Below are 20,596 nucleotides of genomic sequence, written 5' to 3'. Positions count from 1 at the left end.
ACGCCGGCGCTCTGCCCTTGATTCGCCCGGATCGCCCCTTACGTCGACCTCATCGGCTGCGGGCCCCTCTGGCGGGCGCTCCTCAGCGCCCGTGATGTCGGAGCCGATGCTTTCCATTCGGAATCAGCATCAGGTCCCGCACATGATGGACGTCCTTACCGTCGTATGGCTCGGCAAGCCGTTGTGGATGTGGCTCGGGTTCCACGTCCTGATCGCCTGCCTGCTCGCCTTCGACCTCGGGCTCCTCCACCGCGACAAGGAGCACGAGATCGGCGTCCGGGAGAGCCTGCTGCTCACCGGCTTCTACCTCGCCCTCGGCCTCGCCTTCGGCGGCTGGATCTGGTGGTATCTCGGGCCGTCCTCCGCCGAGGAATACGTCACCGGCCTCGTGGTCGAGAAGTCGCTGTCGATGGACAACGTCTTCGTCATCGCCATGATTCTCACGGCTCTGGGCGTCCCCCGGGCCGCCCAGCACCGGGTCCTGCTCTGGGGCATCCTGGCGGCCGTGGTGCTGCGCGGCCTGATGATCGGCCTCGGCGCCGCCCTGGTGCACGAGGTGCACTGGGTGCTCTCCCTGTTCGCCGCCTTCCTGATCTACGCCGGCCTGAAGATCCTGATCGCGGGCGACGAGGAGGAGGGCGACTTCCAGAACAGCGCCGTCGTGCGCTGGTTCAAGACGACCTTCCGGGTCACGCCCGACCTGCACGGCCAGCGCTTCACGGTGCGCAAGACCGACCCGAAGACCGGCAAGGTCGCCCTGTACTTCACGCCGCTGGCCCTCGCCCTGGTGCTGGTGAACGGCGCCGACGTGATCTTCGCGGTCGACAGCGTGCCGGCGATCTTCGCGATCACCACCGACACGTTCGTCGTCTACACCTCCAACATCTTCGCGATCCTGGGCCTGCGCGCCCTCTACTTCGCGCTCGCCGCCATGGTCGACCGGTTCGCCTACCTGAAGACGGCGCTGGCCTTCATCCTGATCTTCATCGGCGCCAAGATCGTGGTGGCCGACACGTTCGGGCTCATCCACGTGCAGCCCTGGGTCTCCCTTGTGGTGACCCTGACGCTGCTGGCGGCCGGTGTCTTCTACAGCCTCTGGCGGACCCGGACCGACGCTTCGGCCGCGGCCGCCCCGGAGGCCGCCCCCCCGCACGAGGCGCGGGCCCACCGCGCCTGAGGGAGGCCCGGCGGGCGCCCGGCCCTCAGGACGCCGGCAGCGCCGCGATCAGGTCGCGCAGGGTGGTGATGGTGGAGGCGTCGGCCACGCCGTCCACCCGCGCCGGGCGGAAATGGCGCTGGAACGCGGTGACCACAGCCCGGGTGCGCGCGTCGAACGTCCCGGTCACCGGCAGGTCGTAACCGTAGAGCGCGAACATCGCCTGCAGCGCCTCGACGGGCTGGCCAGCATCGCCCCGCGCGAGGAAGCGGCCGTCCTGGAGGCGCGCGGGCGGCACGTGGTGACCCACCCCCGCCGCCGCGAGGCGGTCCCACGGGAAGATCTCCCCCGGATCCTCCTTGCGCTCGGGCGCCACGTCGGAATGGGCGAGCACCCGCTCCGGCGGGATCGGCCAGCGGCCGAGGATGTCCCGGGCCAGCGCGATCACGGCCTCGACCTGCGCCTCCGGGTACGGCGGCAGCCCGCCGGCATGGCCCGGATTCACGATCTCGATCCCGATCGACCGGGAATTGACGTCGGTCTCGCCCTTCCAGGCGCCGGCCCCGGCGTGCCAGGCCCGGCGGGCCTCCGGCACCATCTGGACGGTGCCGCCATCCTCGAACACGAGGTAGTGCGCCGAGACCTCGCTCAGCGGGTCGCGCAGGCGCGCGAGGGCGGCGGCCCCGCTGTCCATCCCGGTGTAGTGCAGGATCAGCATGTCGAGCGGCCCCGCGCGGCGGGCGCCGTGGTTCGGCGAGGGCGCGACGCGGCGGGCCAGGGGGCTGTCGGGCGCGAGACTCACCGGAGTCCGCGCTCCTGCGCGATCCGGTCATAGGCCGCGTTGATCGCGGCGAGCCGCCGCGTGGCGATGGCGACCGCCTCCGTCGGCAGGCCGCGAGCGAGCGCCCGGTCCGGGTGGTGCTCGGCCACCAGCGCCCGGTGGCGGGCCTTCACGGCGGCGTCGTCCGCCCCGCGGTCGAGCCCGAGGACGCCGTAGGGATCGTCCGGCAGCCGCACGTGGCGGGCGGCGATGCGCCGGAACGCCGCCTCGTCGAATCCGAAGATGCCCGAGACGGCGCGCAGGTAGCGCTCCTCGGCCTCGTGCAGCGCCCCGTCGGCGCCGGCGATCTGGAACAGGCCGTCGAGCACGTCCTCGAGGAGCGCCGGCTCGTCGCCGAAGGTGGTCGCCAGTTGCTGGGCGTAGGCCTCGAAGCCGCTCGTGGTCTTCTTGGCGAGGTCGAACAGGCGCTCGACGCCCGCCCGCGCGGACGGCTCCACCTGCACGACCCGGCCGAACGCCTCGACCTCCGACGGCAGCACGACCCCGTCGGACTTGGCCATCTTGGCGGCGAGCGCCACGAGTCCGGTGGTGAACACGACGTCGCGCGGCGTCCGCCCGAAGGGCGCGCCGACGCGGTCGAGCAGGAAATGGCCCGCGACCCCGCCGATCAGCGCCCCGAGCGGACCGCCGAGCGCGAGGCCGAATCCGGCACCGCCGAGCTTGCCCCAGACGCCCTGAGACTTGGTCGCCTGATTCATGGGCGGACCGGTCCCGGCGCTGATCCTCGGCTCGGCTCTGTCATCGGGGGCGGCGGGGTTCCGGCGCCGGGACGGGCCCGGCCGAGCGACGGGATAGCCGCTCCGCACGCCGCGAGGAAGGGCCGGGACGCGCCCGGCCCCCCCCCAGGTACGCTCAGCGCGGCTCAGCGGCAGTAGACGTTGCCGTAGGCGTCGCGGTAGGTGCCGTAGGGGCAGCGCGGCGCGGTCGAGGCGCCCACGATGGCACCGCCGGCGCCGCCGATCGCGGCACCCGCCAGGGCACCGCCCGCGCGGCCGGTGGCCGCCGCGCCGATCGCCGCACCGGTCAGGGCGCCGAGGCCGGCACCGCCCAGAGCCCGGTCCTCCGGGGTGTTGCAGCCGGCGAGCGAGAGGGCGGCGATGGTGGCGATGGCGGCGGCCGTCAGCTTCTTCATGGTCCCCAGAACTCCCTTGTGTATCCGGTCCGGCCGGTGGCCGTGATCGTTGCGGATCGCGTCGAGCTTAGCAGGAAAGGAATGTCGGCCATACGGCTAAGGTTCCATCGGCCGCGGGACGAGTTGCGCCGGGTTCCCGTCTCGCCCTATGCCACGGTTCGGAGGCGCTCCGGCCGCAATGCCGCGACGCCCTATCCGGCACCACGCCCGGCACCAGTCCGGCTCATGTCCGAGGGTCCCATGCCGACAGCCACCACGATCGTCCGCCGGGCCGCGGTCCGCGCCGACCGCGTCGCCGACACGGTGACCCTCGACCGCGCGGCCCGGGCTGCCGTCGCGGGATCCCTGGTCGCCGAGGGCGGCCTCGGCTTCGACGTCGCGCTCACCAGGGCCGCGGCGCTCGAGGACGGCGACGCCCTGCGCCTCGACGACGGTCGGCTCGTCGCGGTGCGGGCGGCCGCCGAGGACCTCCTGGAGGTGCGCGCCGAGAATCCGGCCCGCCTGCTGCGCCTGGCCTGGCAGCTCGGCGGCAGCCACGTGGACGCCGAGATCGGCACGGACGTGCTCTACGTGCCGGCGACACCCGCCGCGGCCGAGCTGGTGCGGGGGCAGGGCTGCGTCGCGACCCCCGTCTCCCGCGCCTTCCGGCCCGAGCAGGCCGCCCACGATCACAGCACCTGCGGACACGATCACGGGCACGACCACCATGCCCACGATCACGACCACGATCATCACGACCACGGTCACAAGCACGCGCACGACCACCGTCACAGCCACGATCACGGGCACCATCACGAGCACGGGCACCAGAAGCACGCCCACGATCACGCCCATGACCACGGCCATGACCACGGCCACGTGCACGGTCCCGGCTGCGGCTGCGGCCACGAGCACTAGCGTTCGAGCCGGGCCCGGTCCGGAGCGGCGCTCGGGGACAGGGCGGGTCAGACGGGACCGATCGGGGGTCCCGCGCCGGCTCCCGACCGCGGCCGCTCCACCACCGTCACGCGGCCGTCACTCCGCCGGGACGAAGCGCAGCGTGCCGGCGCGACGCGTGGGCTGGCCGGTGTCGTTCGTGTGATTGACGCCGTCCATCACCGGGACCTCCGGAAAGTCGAAGGGGCTGACCCCGTCCAGGCAGGCCACGTTGACGGCGTGGACGTTCGGGTCCGACCGCCGCTGATGATGCGTGTAGACGCCGCAGCGGGAACAGAAGAAGTGCTGCGCCGCCCCGGTGTGGAACCGGTAGGTCGTCAGCGCCTCCGCGCCCTGCAGGATCCTGACCCCGCCCGGCCGCGCCATGACGACGACGGCGCCGCGCATGCGGCAGTAGGAGCAGGTGCACCGGCGGATCGACGCGAGATCGTCGCCGAGGGCCGCCTCGAAGCGCACGGCCCCGCAATGGCAGCGGCCGGACCGGATCGTCGCGTCGTCCGCCATGGGCCGGGCCTTCCGTGCGTTTTCCTGCGATCCGACTCGGCGACAGACCCGGCCGGTGCTCCGACGTCTAGGTTCCCGACGCCGCGGGGACAATCACCATGTCTTCACGCGGCGTGTCAGGAAAACTCACGCTCCGCCGTCAGGACATCCGCTGCGCTCCGGGTCACAGGCGCTTCGGCACGGGCCTGCGGCAGTAGAGGCGCGCCTCCTCGTCTGACAGGCTGTCCTGGGCCGCCACGCACTGGTCGAGGGTGAGGCCGATGCTGGCCGCGTAGGGCTCGTCGGGCGACAGCGCCGCGCGGGCGAGGGCCGCCAGGTACAGCAGGAACGCCGCGGCCGCGGCGATCAGCGCGGCGACGACGGCGCGCTTCAGCAGCATCGCCGGCGACCGATCACGGGATACCGACCAGCAGCAGCGCGAGCGCGAGCACCGCCAGCCCCGCTCCGATCAACGCCACGGCGGTGTAGTCGCGTCCGGACCGCCGCGCGGACGCCCGGCCGGGCCGGTTCATGATCGGCGTTCCGGATCCCTGTGCAGCGTTCGGGCCCCGGGGCTGGCTCACTTCAGCAGGCCCCACAGGCCCGTGGCCAGTCCGAAGGTGAGCGAGAGCATCGCGGCGCAGAGCAGGACGCGGTCGATCACGCGGGCGGCCCGATCCTCCGGCTGTGCGTCGATCATGGCGAGACCTCCTCGCGGCCAGAGTGGCGAACGGCTGTTGCTGACCTGTGTCGGCCCGCCGCCGGCACACGGGTTCGTGTTGTCCGCGACGGAAGCCGCCTCGAACGGGGCCGTGCCGGGCAGGGCTGTGCCGGGCGGGGCGCGGCGCCAGGGCACTGGAACACCCGGGAGACCGTGCGGTTGGACCGGCATCCCTATCGGAGACGACGCGTGACCACGGATCCGCTGCACAAATATCCCCGCCCGCCCTTCGCGGCGCAGCCCCAGAGCTTTCCCGGCAAGACCGGCCGCATGGAGCCGGAACCCGACCACGGCGAGGCGAGCTACAAGGGCTCGGGCAAGCTGACCGGCCGAGCGGCGCTGATCACCGGCGGCGATTCCGGCATCGGCCGCGCGGTCGCCATCGCCTTCGCCCGCGAAGGGGCCGACATCGCCATCTCCTACCTGCCCGACGAGCAGGCCGACGCGGAGGCGGTCGCCCAGTGGGTCGAGAAGGCGGGACGGCGGGCGCTGCTCCTGCCGGGCGATCTCAAGGACGCCGCCTACGGGCGCCAGATCGTCGCCCGCACGCTGGAGACGTTCGGGCGCCTCGACGTGCTGGTCAACAACGGGGCGTTCCAGCAGCCGAACGGGGACCTCGCCGGGATCGACGACGCCGTGTTCGAGGACCATTTCCGCACCAACGTGTTCGGCGCGTTCTACGTGACCAAGGCGGCGCTCGCCCATCTGAAGCCCGGCGCCTCGGTGATCTTCACCTCGTCGGTGAACTCCAAGCACCCGATGCCGTCGCTCCTGGCCTACAGCGCCACCAAGGGCGCCCTGAGCAACATGGTGCTCAGCCTCTCCCAGCTGCTCGCCGACAAGGGCGTGCGCGTGAACGGCGTGCTGCCCGGGCCGATCTGGACGCCGTTCATCCCCTCCGGGATGAGCCAGGATTCGGTGAAATCCTTCGGCAGCCAGGTGCCGTTCGGCCGGCCCGGACAACCGGCCGAACTCGCCTCGGCTTACGTGATGCTGGCCTCTGAGGAGAGCAGCTACACGTCGGGCGCGCTCGTCACGGTGGCCGGGGCCATGCCGGTGTTCTGACGCGCCCCTCCGGTGCGCTTCGCGGACGGGCCCCGCACCCGGGGGCGCCCGTCCGCGCGACGGCGCGCTCAGGCGGCGCGCATCTCGACGAGAAACCGCATCACCTCGGCGCGCAGGGCCTCGGCGCTGCGGCAGACATCGCCGGCCGCCGCGCCGACCTCCGCGGCCACGCGGTGCGTCGCCTCCGCGGCCGACGAGGCCGAGACCACGTTCTGGCTCACGGCGTCGGTTCCCCGGGCGGCCTCGTCGATGTTCTGCGAGATGTGCCCGGTGGCGAATCGCTGCTGCTCGACCGCCGCCGCGATCGCGCTGGCGATCGCGTTCATCGTGTCGACGGTCCTGCCGATCGCGTGGACCGCCCCGACCGCCTCCGTCGTCTCGCCCTGGATCGCCGCGATCTGCGCGGTGATCTCCTCGGTGGCCTTCGCGGTCTGCCCGGCCAAGCCCTTCACCTCGGCGGCGACCACGGCGAAGCCGCGACCGGCCTCGCCGGCCCGCGCCGCCTCGATCGTGGCGTTCAGCGCCAGCAGGTTGGTCTGCTCGGCGATCGCCGCGATGATCCGCACGACCTCCCCGATTCTCTCCGCTGCCCCGGCGAGGCCGCGGATCTGCCGGTCGGTCCGCTCCGCCTCGGTCACGGCCTGGCCGGCGATCGCGGCCGACTTGGTGACCTGCCCGCCGATCTCGCCGATCGAGGCGGACAGCTCCTCGGTGGCCGCCGCCACCGTCTGCACGTTGGCCGCCGCCTGCTGCGCCGCCCCGGCCGCCGAGCCCGCCTGCCGCGACGCCTGCGCGGCGGTGTCGGCCATCGCCCGACAGGCCTCGCGCATGCCGGCCGCCGCGGTATCGACCTGTGCCAGGAGCTGGCTCGCCTCGGTGTCGAAGCTGCGGGTCACCGCCTGCATCCACTGGGCGCGCTCCTGCCGGCGCTCCTGCTCGGCGCGCTGCTCAATCGACAAGGTCCGAGCCTGGATCATGCTGTCCCGGAACACGCCGGCGGCCTCGGCCATGTGGCCGATCTCGTCGCGCCGACCGAGTCCCGGAATGGCGACGTCCGTCGCGCCGTCGGCGAGGCGGCGCAGGGCCGCCGTGAAGGCGCTCAGGGGTCGCGTGATGCTGCGCGCCAACAGGAACCCGACCAGCCCGATCCCGACCGCGAGGGGTGTCAGCCAGAGCAGGGTGGTGACCGTCCGCCCCCGGTCCATGGCGTGGATGTCGTCCACGTACAGGGCCGAGTTGATGACCCATTGCCAGGGCTCGTAGGCGAGCGAGTAGGCGACCTTCGGGGCGGGCTCGGTCTCGCCGAGGCGGGCCCAGCGGTACTCGGTGAAGCCGCCGCCCTCCTGGCCGTGCTGGATCATCGTCCAGACGAAGGTCTTCTTCATCGCCGCGTCGTCGCGGGACCGCGTGCCTTCGATCTTGGGATCGGGATGGACGACGTTGCGGCCGATATTGCCCGGGGCCGAGCTGTAGACGAAGACGTAGTCGCTGCCGTTGTAGCGCATCGCCCGCAGCGCCTCCCCCGCGCGCCGCCGCGCCTCGTCGGCCGTGATGGCGCCGGCCTCCGCCTGCTGGGCGAACGCCGCCACGATGCCGTGCGCCGACTCGACCTGGGCGCGGATGGCGGCCCTGCGGCCATCCATCATCACCGCGCCGACGAGCGAGATCTGAACGCCCACGATCGATATGAAAGCCAGCAAGATACCGCCGATAAGGTAAAATATCCTCTTTCCGATCGTCATATCGAATTTCCCGGCCATGAATAAAGTTATTATGCCCAGACCGCGGACAGAATCGACTGTCCCTCAGCGCTGCGCCGGACCATCATCTGCCGTACATTGGAATTATTCCATGACGGGCGAGCATATGAGATATGCTTCATCCCGATCGCGGCGGAGAAGACCTGTCCGCGCCGGACGGCCACCCGGCCGGACCGGACGCCGGCCCGGGCCGACGCTCCGCCCGACATCGGCGCGCGGCCCTGTTCGACGGGGGCCTCGCCATCGACCGGTGGGACATCCCCGGAACGCCGCCGGAACGGCGATCCGCCCGCGCCCGGATGGCTGCCCGGGGGCGACGTTCGGCGCGTGCGGCCCGGCCGGGCCGGCACCCTGCGCGCTGGCTGTGCCGGATCGACGGCGCCGAGGGCTGGGAGGCGGCCGGGTCCCGCGGGCCAGGCGCTGGGCGTCGAGCGCGCGGCGAACCCGCGCGACCTTGCCCTCCGGTCGGTGCGCGCGGGCCCGACGGTCGCGGGCGCGGAACATCCGCGAGCCGCGCGGGCGGCTCGCGGACACGTGCACTCGAAATGCGCGCGCGGCCGGCGCGATCGCCCGGAGTCAAGTCTCGCTGAACGGCCCTGTCACCGCGGCCGCGATCGGCGAGGCCCCGCCTGTCCCGACCGTATGCCCGGACGGGAGCACCGCATCATCGCGCTGGCGGGACCTGGAACCTGACAGGCCGCGGGTCCGGCACCCGTGATCCCGTCTTCGAGTCGCGGGGCGAAGCGACACCCGGGGTTTGACCAGGTCCCGTCGGGGCGGGCTCGCCTCGAAGGCTCCGCGCTCGGCGGGCCCATCCATCGCGGCGCAGCTCGCAGGCGCTGCGAGCGTGCCGGCCGCTCCGGCTCGGCCGCCCGCGCCGGACGCGACGAGGCGGCTCAGGATCCGGCGCGAAGCGCGCGAGACGCCGCGATGATCTGAAGCGCTCTCGACGGCGCTTCGCGCGGTGTCGTCCGTGTCGGCGCAGGTCTCGTCGTCAGCGAAGAAGGTTCGGGGGCACCGGCGGGCTCGCATTGAGCAGCGTGATCGTCACCCGTCGGTTCGGCGCGAGGTAGGGATTGTCGGGGAAAACCGGCTCGGTGTCGCCGCGTCCCGACACGGCGGAGAAGTTGTCGTTGGGAACCCCGGCCCCCGACAGGATCTCGCGCACGGCGAGCGCGCGCCCGGCGGAGAGGCTCCAGGGTTCGCCGGCCCGTGCCGAGCCCGGGCGCGCAACGGCCGTGTAGCCGGTGATGGACAGGCGATTGGGCATCCGGCGCAGAGCGGGCGCGAGCGCCTCCAGCACGCGACGGGTGCGCTCGTAGGGCTCGACAGAGCCCTCGCGGAACATGGAGCGGCCGTCCTGGTCCACGAGGGACACGTTCACGCCCTCCTTGGTCGGCTCGATCACGATGTTCTTCGACAGCTCGGCGATATCGGGCATCGTCTGGAGCGCCTGCCGGAGGCTGGCTATGGCGCTCCAGTTGGCCTGCACGTTGGCGACCGGACGGCTGGCATCGAGCTCGCTGGTGAGGCCCGGACTGGTCGGGCGCGCTGTGACCTCCCGCTCGGCAGAGCCCCTCTCCGCGTCGCGGGGGGTGGACGGCTTGTTGCCTGCGGTGTCCAGGGCGGTGCCGTACAGGATCCCGCCCGCACCGCTGGTTGCCGGGCTCAGAGCCGCCGGCGAGAAGTACTCCGCCAGACCGATCTTCTGCTCCTGCGTCGTCATGCTGATCAGCCACATCAGCAGGAAGAACGCCATCATGGCGGTCACGAAGTCCGCGTAGGCGATCTTCCAGGCCCCGCCGTGGTGGGCATGGCCGGCCTTCTTGACCTTCTTGATGATGATCGTGGTCATCGAATCCCTGCCGGCTATCGGGTCAGCTCTGGGCGGGCAGAGCGGCGGTCGCCGCTTCCACCTCGTTGAAGGTCGGGCGGACGTCGCTCATCAGAGCCTTCCGGGCGAACTCGACCGCCATCACCGGGGGCTGGCCGGCGATGTGGGCGAGCAGACCCGCCTTGAGTGAGAGGTAGTATTTGGATTCGGCCTCGAAGAGGCTCTTGAGCGACTGCGCCATGGGCCCGAAGAAGCCGTAGGCGACGAAGACACCGAAGAAGGTGCCGACCAGCGCGCCGCCGATCAGATGCCCCAGCACCTCCGGCGGCTCCTTGATCGCGCCCATCGTCTTGATCACGCCGAGCACGGCGGCGACAATGCCGAGCGCCGGCGTTCCGTCGGCGAGCGACTGCATCGCCGAGACGACGCGCTCCTGCTCCTGGTGGTGCGTCTCCAGTTCCTCGTCCATGAGCGCGTCGATCTCGTGGACGTTGTTGGCGCCCAGCGTCACCATACGCATGTAGTCGCAGACGAACTCGACCGCGTGATGGTTCGCCGCGAAGGTCGGGAAGGCGTTGAACAGCGTCGACTCGCCCGGATCTTCGATGTGCGGCTCGAGCGCCATCGAACCCTTCTGCTTCGCGAGCCTGAACAACGAATACTGCATCCCCAGCAGCTCAACATAGGATTGCTGGTTGTATTTGGGGCCCTTCACGAGCGTGCCCAGCATGGCGGGCACGGCCTTGAGCACCGGCCCGGTGTTGCCGATGACGAAGGCGCCGATGGCTGCGCCGAGGATGATGACGAACTCGAACGGCTGCCAGAGGACCAGCAGATGGCCGCCCATCGCCGCGTAGCTGCCGAAGACGCAGGCGAAGACGATCAATGTGCCGACGATCAGCCGCATGACTTGCCATCCTTAAGCGGCGGCAGGTGCAGCCCGCGCGACGCTACCAATGGATCCGAGAAATCACTGATCTTGGTTAACGGTGCGTTTCGAGCCGCGACCGGAGGATCGTAGGATGTCTGATCCCGGCGTTCGGTGGGGCGGGTTCGGCCTCAGGTAAGGGATGCGGGCGTGCCCGAGGCGGCCGCACCGGCTTTCACGCGTCGTCGGGCACAGCCGCGGCGGGCGCGCCGAGTTCCGCCTCCCGCTTCCTGGCCCGGGGCGCGGCCGCGCGCCGGTGGACGGTCCGGGTCTCGCGGTGGACCTTGCCGGCTCTTTTGACGGCGATCTTCGCGTGATACCCCGTCGTCCCGGTCCTCCGCGCGCTCGACGATGGTCCCCATCGCGCGCCAAGCGGTGGTACAGCACGGGGTCGAGCCGGCACGCTGAGGCCGGGCTCCGCGCCGTCCGACGCCCGATGGGGCCCGGCGAGGTACAGCACGAGAGCGACAGCAAGTGATTGCCGCAACTGAAGAACCTGTAAATCTCAGCGGATGGCGCTTCTCCGTCGCCCCGATGATGGACTGGACGGACCGGCACTGCCGGGCGTTCCACCGGTCGCTGTCGGCGCGCGCCCGCCTCTACACCGAGATGGTGACCACCGGCGCGGTGCTGCACGGGCCGCGCGAGCGGCTGCTCGGCTTCGCGGCGGTGGAGCACCCGGTGGCGGTCCAGCTCGGCGGCTCGGACCCGGGGGAGCTGGCGCAGGCCGCCCGCATCGCCGCGGATCTCGGCTACGACGAGGTCAATCTGAATGTCGGCTGCCCCTCGGACCGGGTGCAGGAGGGCCGCTTCGGCGCCTGCCTGATGCGCGAGCCGGCCCTGGTGGGTGACTGCGTCGCCGCCATGAAGGCGGCGGTCCCCGTGCCGGTGACGGTGAAGTGCCGGATCGGCGTCGACGATCAGGACCCCGAGGCGGCGCTCGACGCCCTGGCCGACGCCGTGGTGGCGGCGGGCGTCGACGGGCTGATCGTCCACGCCCGCAAGGCCTGGCTCCAGGGCCTCTCGCCCAAGGAGAACCGGGACGTGCCCCCCCTCGATTACGGCCGCGCCGCGCGGCTGAAGCGGCGGCTTCCCGGGCTGCCGATCGCGGTCAACGGCGGCCTGCGCGACCTGGATTCCGCGCGGGCGCGGCTCGCCGAGGTCGACGGCGTCATGGTCGGCCGCGCCGCCTACACCGAGCCGGCACTGCTGCTCGGCGTCGATCCCGACCTGTTCGGCGTGCCGGCCCCGGCCCCCGACGTTTTCGCGGCGGTCGCGATGTTCGAGCCCTACATCGCCGCGTGCCTGGCCCGGGGCGAGCGCCTGCACGCGGTCACCCGGCACATGCTGGGGCTGTTCAACGGTCGGCCGGGTGCGCGGGCCTTCCGGCGCCACCTCTCGACCCACGGGATGCGCCCGGAGGCCGACCTCGCGACCCTGCGGGAGGCGGTGGCGCTGGTCTCCCGCGCCGCGCCCGAGGCGCGCGCCGCCTGAGCGGCGGCCCGGTCAGGGCCGGCGCAGGATCAGGCGGTCGCCCCGGACCTCGTAGCCGGACAGGCGCGACAGGAAGGTCTGGCCGAGGAGATTCGCCGAGAGCGCGCCCGGCTTGGCCACCATGGCGTTGACCCGCCGCTCGGTGATCGTCCCGACGCTGAGCGAGTCGAGCTGGGTCGGCGCCGCGTAGGTGACGCCGTTGGCGGTGGAGACGCGGGCGGTGAAATCGGCGGGCGCGGGCGTGAGCCCCAGCGCGGCGGCATTCTCGGCGGTGAGCACGACGCTGCTCGCCCCGGTGTCGAACAGGAAGGGCTGCACCCGGCCGTTCACCTCGGCATCGACGCGGAAATCGCCGTCCGCCCGCCGTGTGACGGTGACCGAGCCGTCGGCGCCCGGGGTCGCGCTCCCCGGCCGGAGATCGCCGAGCACCCGGGCGCCGACGTCCTGGATCCGGTCGCGGTAGCTGTAACCGATCACCAGGGCGAGGCCGATCAGCGCCCAGGCCAGGAGCGCCTGGAGGTTCGCGCCGAGCCGGGCCGTGAATTGCCGCCAGAACCCGGCCACCACCAGGAGCAGGATCGTGCCGGTCCAGGCGAGGTTCGCCAACTGGTCGGGCCCGATCACGCCGCCGACGCTGTCGCTGCCGTCGCTGAGGACCAGGGCGACGAGAACCAGGGCGAGGGCCGCGAGGCCGAGATAGATCATGACGGCAGCGGCGCTTCCAGGGGCGCGAGGCGGGCGGCGCGCATCCGGGCTTCCAGCCCCGCCATCACGGCGCGGCGCTGCGCCTCCGACAGCGAGCCCCAGGCGGCGATCTCGTCGCGGGTCCGGCCGCAGCCGCAGCACAGGCCGGTCGCGGCGTCGAGGACGCAGACCTTGGTGCAGGGGGAGGACGGTTTCGGCGCGGGCGGCATCGGTGATCCTTGGCCGGGGGATCGTGGCCGGGTCAAGACGCGGCGGGATCTGTCAGTCCGCCACGCCCGCCGTCGCCGCCACCAGGGCCAGCAGGGCGGCGATCTCCGCGGCCTGCTGGCAGGCGCCGATGACGTCGCCGGTCTGCCCCCCGATCTGCGCGCGCGCCAGCCGGGTGAGGCCCAGTGCCGCGAGGCCGGCGCACAGGATCATCAGCGCGACCCCGCCGAAGGGCAGGCCGAGCGGCACGGCGCCGAGCGCCAGCACCGCGCCGAGGCCGAGCGCGGTGGCGAGGCTCGCCCGGTCCGGGCGGCCGACCGAGGCGGAGAGGCCGCCCGGCCGCGCCGGCGCCAGCAGCACCATCGGGGCGAGGGCGGCGACCCGCGACAGCGCGGCCGCCAGGATCAGGCCGGTCACGGCCGCGTGGCCGGTCCGGTCGAGGAGCGTCGCCAGGGCGCCGATCCGCAGGGCCAGCGCCAGGACCAGGGCCGCGCCGCCGTAGGCGCCGATCCGGCTGTCGCGCATGATCTCCAGGCGGCGCTCCCGCGTGGCGCCGCCGCCGAACCCGTCCGCGACGTCGGCGAGCCCGTCCTCGTGGAGGGCGCCGGTCGCCACCACCGCGACCGCCACCGCGAGGGTCGCGGCCAGGAACGGCCCGAGCCCGACGGCCCAGCCGGCCGCCAGCACCAGGGCGGCGGGCAGCGCCAGGATCAGGCCGGCCAGGGGCAGCATCCGCGGCAGGGTGGTGAAGTCGGGGCTCCGGTGCGGGTCCGGCTCGCCGGGCAGTTGCGGCACCGGCAGGCGGGAGTAGAAGCGCAGGCACCCGGCGAGGTCGTAGAGGGCGCCGCGCCCGGGCCAGTCGGCCTCCCCGCCGGTCTGCCTGTCCATCGCGGTCTCTCGCATCCGCCCGCCACCGCGCGCCGCTCCCGTATAGTCTCCCCGTCCGGGGGCGCCCACAGGAAATCATCGCCGCCATGACCGATTCGAAGACCGACCCGATGACCGCGCCCGAGCCCGGCCCCTTCGCCGACATCCGCAACCTGCTGACGGCGATGCCCGGCCCCGACGCGGAGGCGAAGGCCGCCGTCGCGGCCCGGGACGCGACCCTGACGAAACCCGCCGGTTCGCTGGGTCGCCTGGAGAGCCTCGTGACGTGGCTGGCGGCGTGGCAGGGCAAGGCGCCGCCGACCTTCGACCGGCCGCTGGTCTGCGTCTTCGCCGGCAGCCACGGGGTCACGCGCCGCGGCGTCTCGGCCTTCCCGGACGCGGTCAACCGGCAGATGCTCGACAACTTCGCCGCCGGGGGCGGGGCGATCAACCAGATCTGCGCGGCCTACGGCCTCGGCTTCAAGGTGTTCGACCTCGCCCTCGACATGCCCACCGGCGACATCACGGAGGGGCCGGCCCTCGACGAGCGCGCCACGGTCGCCACCATGGCGTTCGGCATGGAGGCGGTGGCCGCCGGCACCGACTGCCTCGGCATCGGCGAGATGGGCATCGGCAACACCACGGTGGCGGCCGCCCTCTACGCCGCCCTGTTCGGCGGCGATCCCGCCCACTGGGTCGGGCGCGGCACCGGGGTCGACCGGGACGGCCTGTCCCGGAAGGTCGCGGCCGTGGAGGCGGCGCTCGCGCACCATGCCGGCCACCTCGACGACCCGCTCCAGGTCCTGGCGCGCCTCGGCGGGCGGGAGATCGCCGCCATGGCGGGGGCGATCCTGGCCGCGCGGCTGCAGCGCATCCCGGTGGTGATCGACGGCTACGTGGCCACCGCCGCGGCGGCCGTGCTGCACGCCGCCGACCCGGCCGCCCTGGACCACTGCCTCGCCGGCCACGTCTCGGCGGAGGGCGTCCACGCCGAGGTTCTGGAGCGGCTCGGGCTGGTGCCGCTGCTGGCGCTCGGCATGCGCCTCGGCGAGGCCTCGGGCGCCGGCATGGCGATGGGCCTGCTGAAGGGCGCGCTCGCCTGCCACACCGGCATGGCGACCTTCGCGCAGGCCGGTGTGTCCGAGAAGGGCGCGGGCTGAAGACGCAGGGGCATCCGCACCCTCGCGTCTTCGCGAGCGGCGCGAAGCGATCCAGCGGCGCCCCGCCCATCAGCGCCCCGCTGCCCTGGGTTGCTTCGCTGCGCTCGCGAAGACGAACCGTCCTCGGGAGCGCCCTGATCAGGCGGTCTTCTCGATGTTCCAGAAGAACTGCACGGGCGCCATGACCATGCCCTTGAGCTTCGCGCTGACGGCCATCGGCTGCTGAACGAGGCCCGCGGGCGCGTAGGGCACGACCGCGAAGGCCCGCTCCTCGATGCGCGCGGCGAGCGCCTTCTGCTGCGCCTCGTCGCCGGTGGCGATCCAGTCGCTGCGCAGGCTCTCCAGGGTCGGGTCGTCCGGCCAGCCGAACCACGCGGCCTGACCGTTGGCGCGGATCAGCGGGTGCAGCGCCGGGTTCAGCACGTCCGCCCCCGACCAGAGGGTGTGGAACAGGGACCAGCCCCCGGCATCGACCGGCCCGCGATTGCCGCGGCGGGCGATGAAGCTGCCCCAGTCGGTCGAGACCAGATCGACGTTCATGCCGAGCTGCTTGAGCAGGTCCTGGGTCACCAGCGACTGGTTGTAGGCGATCGGCTGGTCGGCCGGGGCCAGCAGGACCACGCGCTCGCCCTTGTAGCCGGCCTGGGCCAGCATCGCCTTGGCCTTGGCGAGGTCCGCCTGCATGGCGGCGGCCCCGCCGGCCCCGGTCGACATCGGCGAGCCGGGCGTGAAGAAGGTCTTGGCCTCCCGGTAGTATTCGGGGCTGCCGACCACCGCCTGCATGTAGTCGTCCTGCTTCATGGCCATCATCACGGCCCGGCGGATCTCGGGATTGTTGAACGGCGGCTGCGTGTGGTTGAACCGCATCAGCAGGATCAGCCCGAGCGGCACGTTGCGGATCTCGATCCCCGGCTTGCCCTTGAGGACCGGGATCAGGTCGATCGCCGGCTGCTCGTACCAGTCGACCGCCCCCTGGATCATCGCGCCCACCGCGGCCGAGGCCTCGGTGATGGCGAGCCACTCGATCCGGTCGACCTTGGCGACCTTGCCGCCGGCCGCCCAGGAGGGCGCCTCCTCGCGGGGGCGGTAGCCGGCGTGGCGGGTGTAGATCGCGTTCTGGCCGGGGATCCATTCCCGCGCCTCGAAGCGCCACGGCCCGGAGCCCGTGGCGTCGGCGATCGGCTTGGACGCGTCCTGGAGGGCGACGCGATCCGGCATGATGAACGGCACGTTGGAGGACAGCTTGCCGAGTGCCGCCGGGAGGAGGGGGAACGGCTTCTTCAGCGCGATGGTGAAGGTCCGCGCGTCCTCCTGGCCGTAGCCCTCCACGAAGCCCGCCAGGGTCTGGCCGAACGCGTCCCGCTTGGACCAGCGCGCGATGGACGCGATGCAGTCCTTGGCCTCGACGGGGGAGCCGTCGTGGAAGGTGAGGCCGTCCCGGAGATGGAAGGTCCAGCGCAGGCCGTCGGGCGCGGTCTGCCACGCGCTGACCATCTGCGGCTGGATCCGGAAATTCTCGTCGGTGGCGAACAGCGTGTCGTAGACGAGATAGCCGTGGTTGCGGATGACGTAGCTCGTGGCGACGATCGGATCGAGGGACGGCAGGGGCGTCGACGGGATGAAGCGCAGCACGCTGCCGCCGGGCTGGGCCCGGACCAGGTGCGGGAGGCCGAGGCCGGCGGCCGCGCCGGCGGTTCCGGCCAGTATCTGGCGGCGGGAGAGCGTCATCGCGGGCACCCTTGTCCTGATCGAGCCCGTTGCCCGATTGATTTTATACAATTTCAACACTGGAGCTCCGCCGTCAAGGGTCCTGCGGAGCACCGGGAGCCGACCGGGAGCGAGACGATGAAGAACCGGACCATCGCGGGTTCGATCGGGACCGAGATCCGGCGGCGCATCCTCGACGGCCGCTACCCGGCGGGCTCGCAGCTCCGCCAGGACGGACTCGCGGCGGAGTTCGGGGCCAGCCGGATCCCGGTGCGCGAGGCCCTGTTCCAGCTCGAGGCCGAGGGCCTCGTCCGGATCCTGCCCCATCGCGGCGCCATGGTGGCGCCCCTCTCGCCGGCGGACGCCGCCGAGGCCCTCGAACTCCGGGGCGCCCTCGAGCCGCGCCTCCTGGCCCTCTCGGCGCCCCGCCTGACCGCCGACGACTTCGCCCGGGCCGACGCCCTGCTGGAGGAGTACGCCGCGGCCCTGCGGGCGGGCGCGACGGCGCGCTGGGGCGCCCTCAACACCGAGCTGCACCTCCTCCTCTACAGCCGGGCGGAGCGTCCCCGCGCCCTCGGGCTGGTCGGCTCCCTGCTGGCCGAGTGCGACCGCTACACCCGCCTCCAGCTCTCCACCGACGGCGCCGAGCTGGAGCGGGCCGACCGCGAGCACCGCGAGATCGTCCGGCTGTGCCGGAACGGCCACGTCTCGGCCGCGCGCGCCCTCCTGACCGACCATATCGACCACGTCGCCGCCGCGCTGATGGCGTTCCTCGGGGCCGCGCCCGGCCCGGCCCACGAGACAGGGATTGTATAAAATCCTTGCCAGACTCGCGCGGCGCTGCCATGGAGAGGCGTGCCGCCCCGCGAGGCCCGCAAGGCCGGCCGGGACGATCCCACCTCCCAGCAGGCGAGCCGGCGATGGCCTTCGATCGACACATCTTCTCCGGCACGATCCCGGCCCTGATGACGCCCTGCCGGCCGGACCGGACGCCCGACCTCGACGCCCTGGCGCGCAAGGGGCGGGAACTCGTCGATGCCGGCATGTCGGCGGTCGTCTACTGCGGCTCGATGGGCGACTGGCCGCTGCTCACCGACGAGGAACGGATGGCGGGCGTCGAGCGGCTGCTCGCCGCCGGCGTCCCGGTGATCGTCGGGACCGGCGCGCAGAACCCGAAGCGGGCCGCGGCGCTCGCGGCGCACGCCAAGGCGGCCGGCGCCCACGGCCTGATGATCATCCCGCGCGTCCTGTCGCGCGGCAGCTCGGCCGCGGCCCAGGAGGCGCATTTCGGCGGCATCCTGGAGGCCGCCGTCGACCTGCCGTCGGTGATCTACAACAGCCCCTACTACGGGTTCGAGACCCGGGCGGACCTGTTCTTCCGCCTGCGCGCCCGCCACCCGCACCTCGTCGGCTTCAAGGAGTTCGGCGGCGCGGCCTCGCTCACCTACGCGGCCGAGCACATCACCGGCCAGTCGCCCGACATCACCCTGATGGTCGGCGTGGATACCCAGGTGGTGCACGGCTACGTCCATTGCGGCGCCCGGGGCGCCATCACGGGCATCGGCAACGTCCTGCCGCGGGAGGTGCTCCACCTCGTCGCCCTGTGCGAGAAGGCCGCCGCGGGCGACGTCCCGGCCCGGCGCCGGGCCGAGGAACTCGACGCCGCCCTGGCGATCCTGTCGAGCTTCGACGAGGGGACGGATCTCGTCCTCTACTACAAGCACCTGATGGTGCTGGAGGGGAACCCGGAATACGCGCTCCACTTCAACGCCACCGACGCGCTGAGCGCCGGTCAGCGCCACTACGCGGAGACGCAGCTGCGCCTGTTCAAGGCGTGGTACGCGCGCTGGTCGGAGGAGACCGCCGGGGCCTGATCCCCGGCCGCGGCCGAACGCAGGGCAGCCCGTCTTTGCGCGGGACCGCCCGTCGGCGCTATGGCGGGTGCGAGATCGGCCACATCCGCGAACCCTCCCATGAAGATCACCCAAGCCTTCACCTTCGAGGCGGCCCACCGGCTGCCGAACGTGCCCGAGACCCATCGCTGCCACCGGATGCACGGGCATTCCTACCGGGTCGAGCTGACGGTCGCCGGCCCGGTCGATCCCCGGACCGGCTGGGTGATCGACTTCTACGACATCGAATCGATCTTCGGGCCGCTCCTCGCCCGACTCGACCACCACTGCCTCAACGAGATCGAGGGGCTGGAGAACCCGACCGCCGAGAACATCGCGGCCTGGATCTGGCATCGCCTGCGGCCGGACCTGCCGGGGCTTGCCCTGGTGCGTGTCGCCGAGACCCCGATGTCCTGGGCGGAGTACGATGGCGAATGACCCTGTCGGGCCCGGCGACCGCGCCGCGCTGGTGCTGTTCTCCGGGGGCCAGGATTCGGCCACCTGCCTGGCCTGGGCGCTGGACCGGTTCGACCATGTCGAGACCCTCGGCTTCGACTACGGCCAGCGCCACCGGGTCGAGCTCGACCGCCGCGCGGCCCTGCGGGCGGGCACGACCGCCCTCGACCCCGCCTGGGCGGCCCGCCTCGGGGACGACCACACGCTCGCCCTCGACGCCCTCGGGCAGGTCTCCGAGACGGCGCTGACCCGGGAGGCCGCGATCGGCTACGAGGCGTCGGGCCTGCCCAACACCTTCGTGCCCGGCCGCAACCTCGTGTTCCTGACCTTCGCGGCGGCGCTCGCCTACCGGCGGGGGCTCCGGCACGTCGTCGGCGGCATGTGCGAGACCGACTATTCCGGCTACCCGGATTGCCGCGACGACACGATCAAGGCCCTGCAGGTGGCGCTGAACCTCGGCATGGAGCGGCGCTTCGTGCTGCACACGCCGCTGATGTGGCTCGACAAGGCGCAGACCTGGGAACTGGCCGAGAGCCTCGGCGGGCGGGCGCTGGTCGACCTGATCGTCGAGGAGAGCCACACCTGCTACCTCGGCGAGCGCGGGCAGCGGCATCCCTGGGGCTACGGCTGCGGGACCTGCCCGGCCTGCCGCCTGCGGGCGGACGGCTACGCCCGGTTCACTGCGGCCTGAGGCCGTCGACCAGCACCGCCAGCGTCCCCCGGAAGGCGTCGGGGCTCGCGAACAGGCGCTCCATCAGGAGCGCCCCCTCCAGGGTGGCGACGACGTAGCGGGCGAGCGCCGCCGGATCCGCGCCGCCGCGGACGCTCCCGTCCGCCTGGCCCGCGCGCAGGACCGTCTCCAGCCACGCGAGGTGGTCCGCGAAGAAGGCCGCGATGTCCCGGCGCAGGCGCTCGGGCAGGGCCTCGCCCTCGATGGCCAGCGCCGCGCAGAGGCAGCCGAGCCCCTGCTCGACGCCGCCGAGATAGAGCCGCCCGTAGGCCTCGATCCGCCCCGGCCCGTCCGGCACGTCCCGGTGGATCGCCTCCAGGGCCGCGGCGTAGCGCGCCGCGTAGGCCGCCACCAGGGCGCCCCCGAGATCGACCTTGGTGGGGAAGTGGTGGTGGATGCTCGCCTTGCGGATCCCCACCGCCGCCGCGAGGTCGGCGTAGCTGAAGCCGGCGAAGCCGCGGCCCCGCACCAGGGTCTCGGCCTGCATCAGCAGCTCGGCGCGGGTATCCCTCATCGCGGCGA

The 20,596-nt window shown here is 72.7% G+C and carries 22 protein-coding genes; 9 read left to right on the top strand and 13 right to left on the bottom strand.

Annotation, left to right across the window (positions count from 1 at the left end; genetic code table 11):
* Nucleotides 1-142 precede the first annotated feature (142 nt).
* On the top strand, nt 143-1,177 hold the full coding sequence (locus tag BKE41_RS11260) for a TerC family protein (RefSeq protein ID WP_012318987.1): 1,035 nt from the start codon (nt 143-145) through the stop codon (nt 1,175-1,177).
* 25 nt (nt 1,178-1,202) lie between these two features.
* On the opposite strand, the gene BKE41_RS11255 is transcribed toward BKE41_RS11260, so the two are convergent.
* The 3 genes from BKE41_RS11255 to BKE41_RS11245 form a co-directional block, all read right to left on the bottom strand.
* A complete protein-coding gene (locus BKE41_RS11255; RefSeq protein WP_012318986.1) occupies nt 1,203-1,958 on the bottom strand; it encodes an N-acetylmuramoyl-L-alanine amidase in 756 nt (251 codons plus the stop codon).
* A complete protein-coding gene (locus tag BKE41_RS11250; protein ID WP_024830265.1) occupies nt 1,955-2,695 on the bottom strand; it encodes a TerB family tellurite resistance protein in 741 nt (246 codons plus the stop codon). Before BKE41_RS11250 ends, BKE41_RS11255 begins: the two co-directional genes overlap by 4 nt.
* Before the next feature lie 164 nt (nt 2,696-2,859).
* Entirely contained in the window at nt 2,860-3,129 is a 270-nt protein-coding gene (locus BKE41_RS11245; RefSeq protein ID WP_012318984.1) for a hypothetical protein, read from the bottom strand.
* 240 nt (nt 3,130-3,369) lie between these two features.
* On the opposite strand from BKE41_RS11245, the gene BKE41_RS11240 reads away from it, so the two are divergent.
* Nucleotides 3,370-4,026: an urease accessory protein UreE gene (locus tag BKE41_RS11240; protein WP_070999396.1), complete on the top strand. Its 657-nt coding sequence runs from the start codon at nt 3,370-3,372 to the stop codon at nt 4,024-4,026.
* A 117-nt stretch (nt 4,027-4,143) separates the two neighbouring features.
* On the opposite strand, the gene BKE41_RS11235 is transcribed toward BKE41_RS11240, so the two are convergent.
* Together BKE41_RS11235 and BKE41_RS11230 are read right to left on the bottom strand one after the other, a co-directional pair.
* Nucleotides 4,144-4,569, bottom strand: coding sequence for a GFA family protein (locus tag BKE41_RS11235; protein ID WP_012318982.1), 426 nt, complete (start codon nt 4,567-4,569; stop codon nt 4,144-4,146).
* 163 nt (nt 4,570-4,732) lie between these two features.
* The gene (locus tag BKE41_RS11230) at nt 4,733-4,948 is read right to left on the bottom strand and encodes a hypothetical protein (protein ID WP_012318981.1); all 216 of its coding nucleotides are present in this window, start codon (nt 4,946-4,948) and stop codon (nt 4,733-4,735) included.
* Between the two features lie 510 nt (nt 4,949-5,458).
* Between BKE41_RS11230 and BKE41_RS11225 the strand changes: the two genes are divergently transcribed.
* Nucleotides 5,459-6,334 (top strand): SDR family oxidoreductase, encoded by an 876-nt coding sequence (locus BKE41_RS11225; protein ID WP_063111438.1) that lies wholly within the window; start codon nt 5,459-5,461, stop codon nt 6,332-6,334.
* Between the two features lie 68 nt (nt 6,335-6,402).
* On the opposite strand, the gene BKE41_RS11220 is transcribed toward BKE41_RS11225, so the two are convergent.
* The 3 genes from BKE41_RS11220 to motA all read right to left on the bottom strand — a co-directional run bounded on the left by BKE41_RS11220 (nt 6,403) and on the right by motA (nt 10,835).
* The gene (locus BKE41_RS11220) at nt 6,403-8,034 is read right to left on the bottom strand and encodes a cache domain-containing protein (RefSeq protein WP_245295946.1); all 1,632 of its coding nucleotides are present in this window, start codon (nt 8,032-8,034) and stop codon (nt 6,403-6,405) included.
* 1,054 nt (nt 8,035-9,088) lie between these two features.
* Nucleotides 9,089-9,949, bottom strand: a complete 861-nt coding sequence (locus tag BKE41_RS11215; RefSeq protein ID WP_012318957.1) for a flagellar motor protein MotB — start codon at nt 9,947-9,949, stop codon at nt 9,089-9,091.
* Nucleotides 9,950-9,971: 22 nt separating this feature from the next.
* Entirely contained in the window at nt 9,972-10,835 is an 864-nt protein-coding gene (gene motA / locus BKE41_RS11210) for a flagellar motor stator protein MotA (protein WP_012318956.1), read from the bottom strand.
* A 555-nt stretch (nt 10,836-11,390) separates the two neighbouring features.
* Between motA and dusA the strand changes: the two genes are divergently transcribed.
* Nucleotides 11,391-12,350, top strand: coding sequence for a tRNA dihydrouridine(20/20a) synthase DusA (gene dusA, locus BKE41_RS11205; RefSeq protein ID WP_012318955.1), 960 nt, complete (start codon nt 11,391-11,393; stop codon nt 12,348-12,350).
* 12 nt (nt 12,351-12,362) lie between these two features.
* Here the strand turns inward: dusA and BKE41_RS11200 are convergent, their stop codons facing one another.
* From BKE41_RS11200 to cobS, 3 genes are read right to left on the bottom strand one after another with little or no spacing between them, the layout of a single operon-like run.
* A complete protein-coding gene (locus BKE41_RS11200) occupies nt 12,363-13,055 on the bottom strand; it encodes a TIGR02281 family clan AA aspartic protease (protein WP_012318954.1) in 693 nt (230 codons plus the stop codon).
* Nucleotides 13,052-13,264 carry a DUF1289 domain-containing protein gene (locus tag BKE41_RS11195; protein WP_012318953.1) on the bottom strand — a complete coding sequence of 71 codons (213 nt, stop codon included), beginning with the start codon at nt 13,262-13,264 and terminating at the stop codon, nt 13,052-13,054. The genes BKE41_RS11200 and BKE41_RS11195 overlap by 4 nt, the downstream gene beginning before the upstream one ends.
* 52 nt (nt 13,265-13,316) lie before the next feature.
* A complete protein-coding gene (gene cobS, locus BKE41_RS11190) occupies nt 13,317-14,150 on the bottom strand; it encodes an adenosylcobinamide-GDP ribazoletransferase (RefSeq protein ID WP_012318952.1) in 834 nt (277 codons plus the stop codon).
* Nucleotides 14,151-14,260: 110 nt separating this feature from the next.
* On the opposite strand from cobS, the gene cobT reads away from it, so the two are divergent.
* A complete protein-coding gene (gene cobT, locus BKE41_RS11185) occupies nt 14,261-15,289 on the top strand; it encodes a nicotinate-nucleotide--dimethylbenzimidazole phosphoribosyltransferase (RefSeq protein ID WP_041372593.1) in 1,029 nt (342 codons plus the stop codon).
* A gap of 138 nt (nt 15,290-15,427) precedes the next feature.
* Here cobT and BKE41_RS11180 read toward each other — a convergent pair whose 3' ends face one another.
* Complete coding sequence (locus BKE41_RS11180; protein ID WP_070999392.1) at nt 15,428-17,017, bottom strand: ABC transporter substrate-binding protein; 1,590 nt, start codon at nt 17,015-17,017, stop codon at nt 15,428-15,430.
* A 117-nt stretch (nt 17,018-17,134) separates the two neighbouring features.
* Between BKE41_RS11180 and BKE41_RS11175 the strand changes: the two genes are divergently transcribed.
* The 4 genes from BKE41_RS11175 (at nt 17,135) to queC (ending at nt 20,035) form a co-directional block, all read left to right on the top strand.
* Entirely contained in the window at nt 17,135-17,812 is a 678-nt protein-coding gene (locus BKE41_RS11175; protein ID WP_029361236.1) for a GntR family transcriptional regulator, read from the top strand.
* A 104-nt stretch (nt 17,813-17,916) separates the two neighbouring features.
* Nucleotides 17,917-18,870, top strand: a complete 954-nt coding sequence (locus BKE41_RS11170) for a dihydrodipicolinate synthase family protein (RefSeq protein ID WP_029361237.1) — start codon at nt 17,917-17,919, stop codon at nt 18,868-18,870.
* 99 nt (nt 18,871-18,969) lie between these two features.
* A complete protein-coding gene (queD, locus tag BKE41_RS11165; RefSeq protein ID WP_012318947.1) occupies nt 18,970-19,326 on the top strand; it encodes a 6-carboxytetrahydropterin synthase QueD in 357 nt (118 codons plus the stop codon).
* Entirely contained in the window at nt 19,316-20,035 is a 720-nt protein-coding gene (gene queC, locus BKE41_RS11160; RefSeq protein ID WP_012318946.1) for a 7-cyano-7-deazaguanine synthase QueC, read from the top strand. Before queD ends, queC begins: the two co-directional genes overlap by 11 nt.
* Here the strand turns inward: queC and BKE41_RS11155 are convergent.
* Nucleotides 20,022-20,588 carry a TetR family transcriptional regulator C-terminal domain-containing protein gene (locus tag BKE41_RS11155; protein WP_070999391.1) on the bottom strand — a complete coding sequence of 189 codons (567 nt, stop codon included), beginning with the start codon at nt 20,586-20,588 and terminating at the stop codon, nt 20,022-20,024. The two genes, queC and BKE41_RS11155, sit on opposite strands and share 14 nt — an antisense overlap.
* Nucleotides 20,589-20,596 lie beyond the last annotated feature (8 nt).

The organism is Methylobacterium sp. C1 (assembly GCF_001854385.1).
GTDB classification, from domain to species: domain Bacteria; phylum Pseudomonadota; class Alphaproteobacteria; order Rhizobiales; family Beijerinckiaceae; genus Methylobacterium; species Methylobacterium radiotolerans.
The sequence above is the reverse complement of the archived record's forward strand: the minus strand, read 5'-3'. Positions and strand labels throughout refer to the sequence as shown.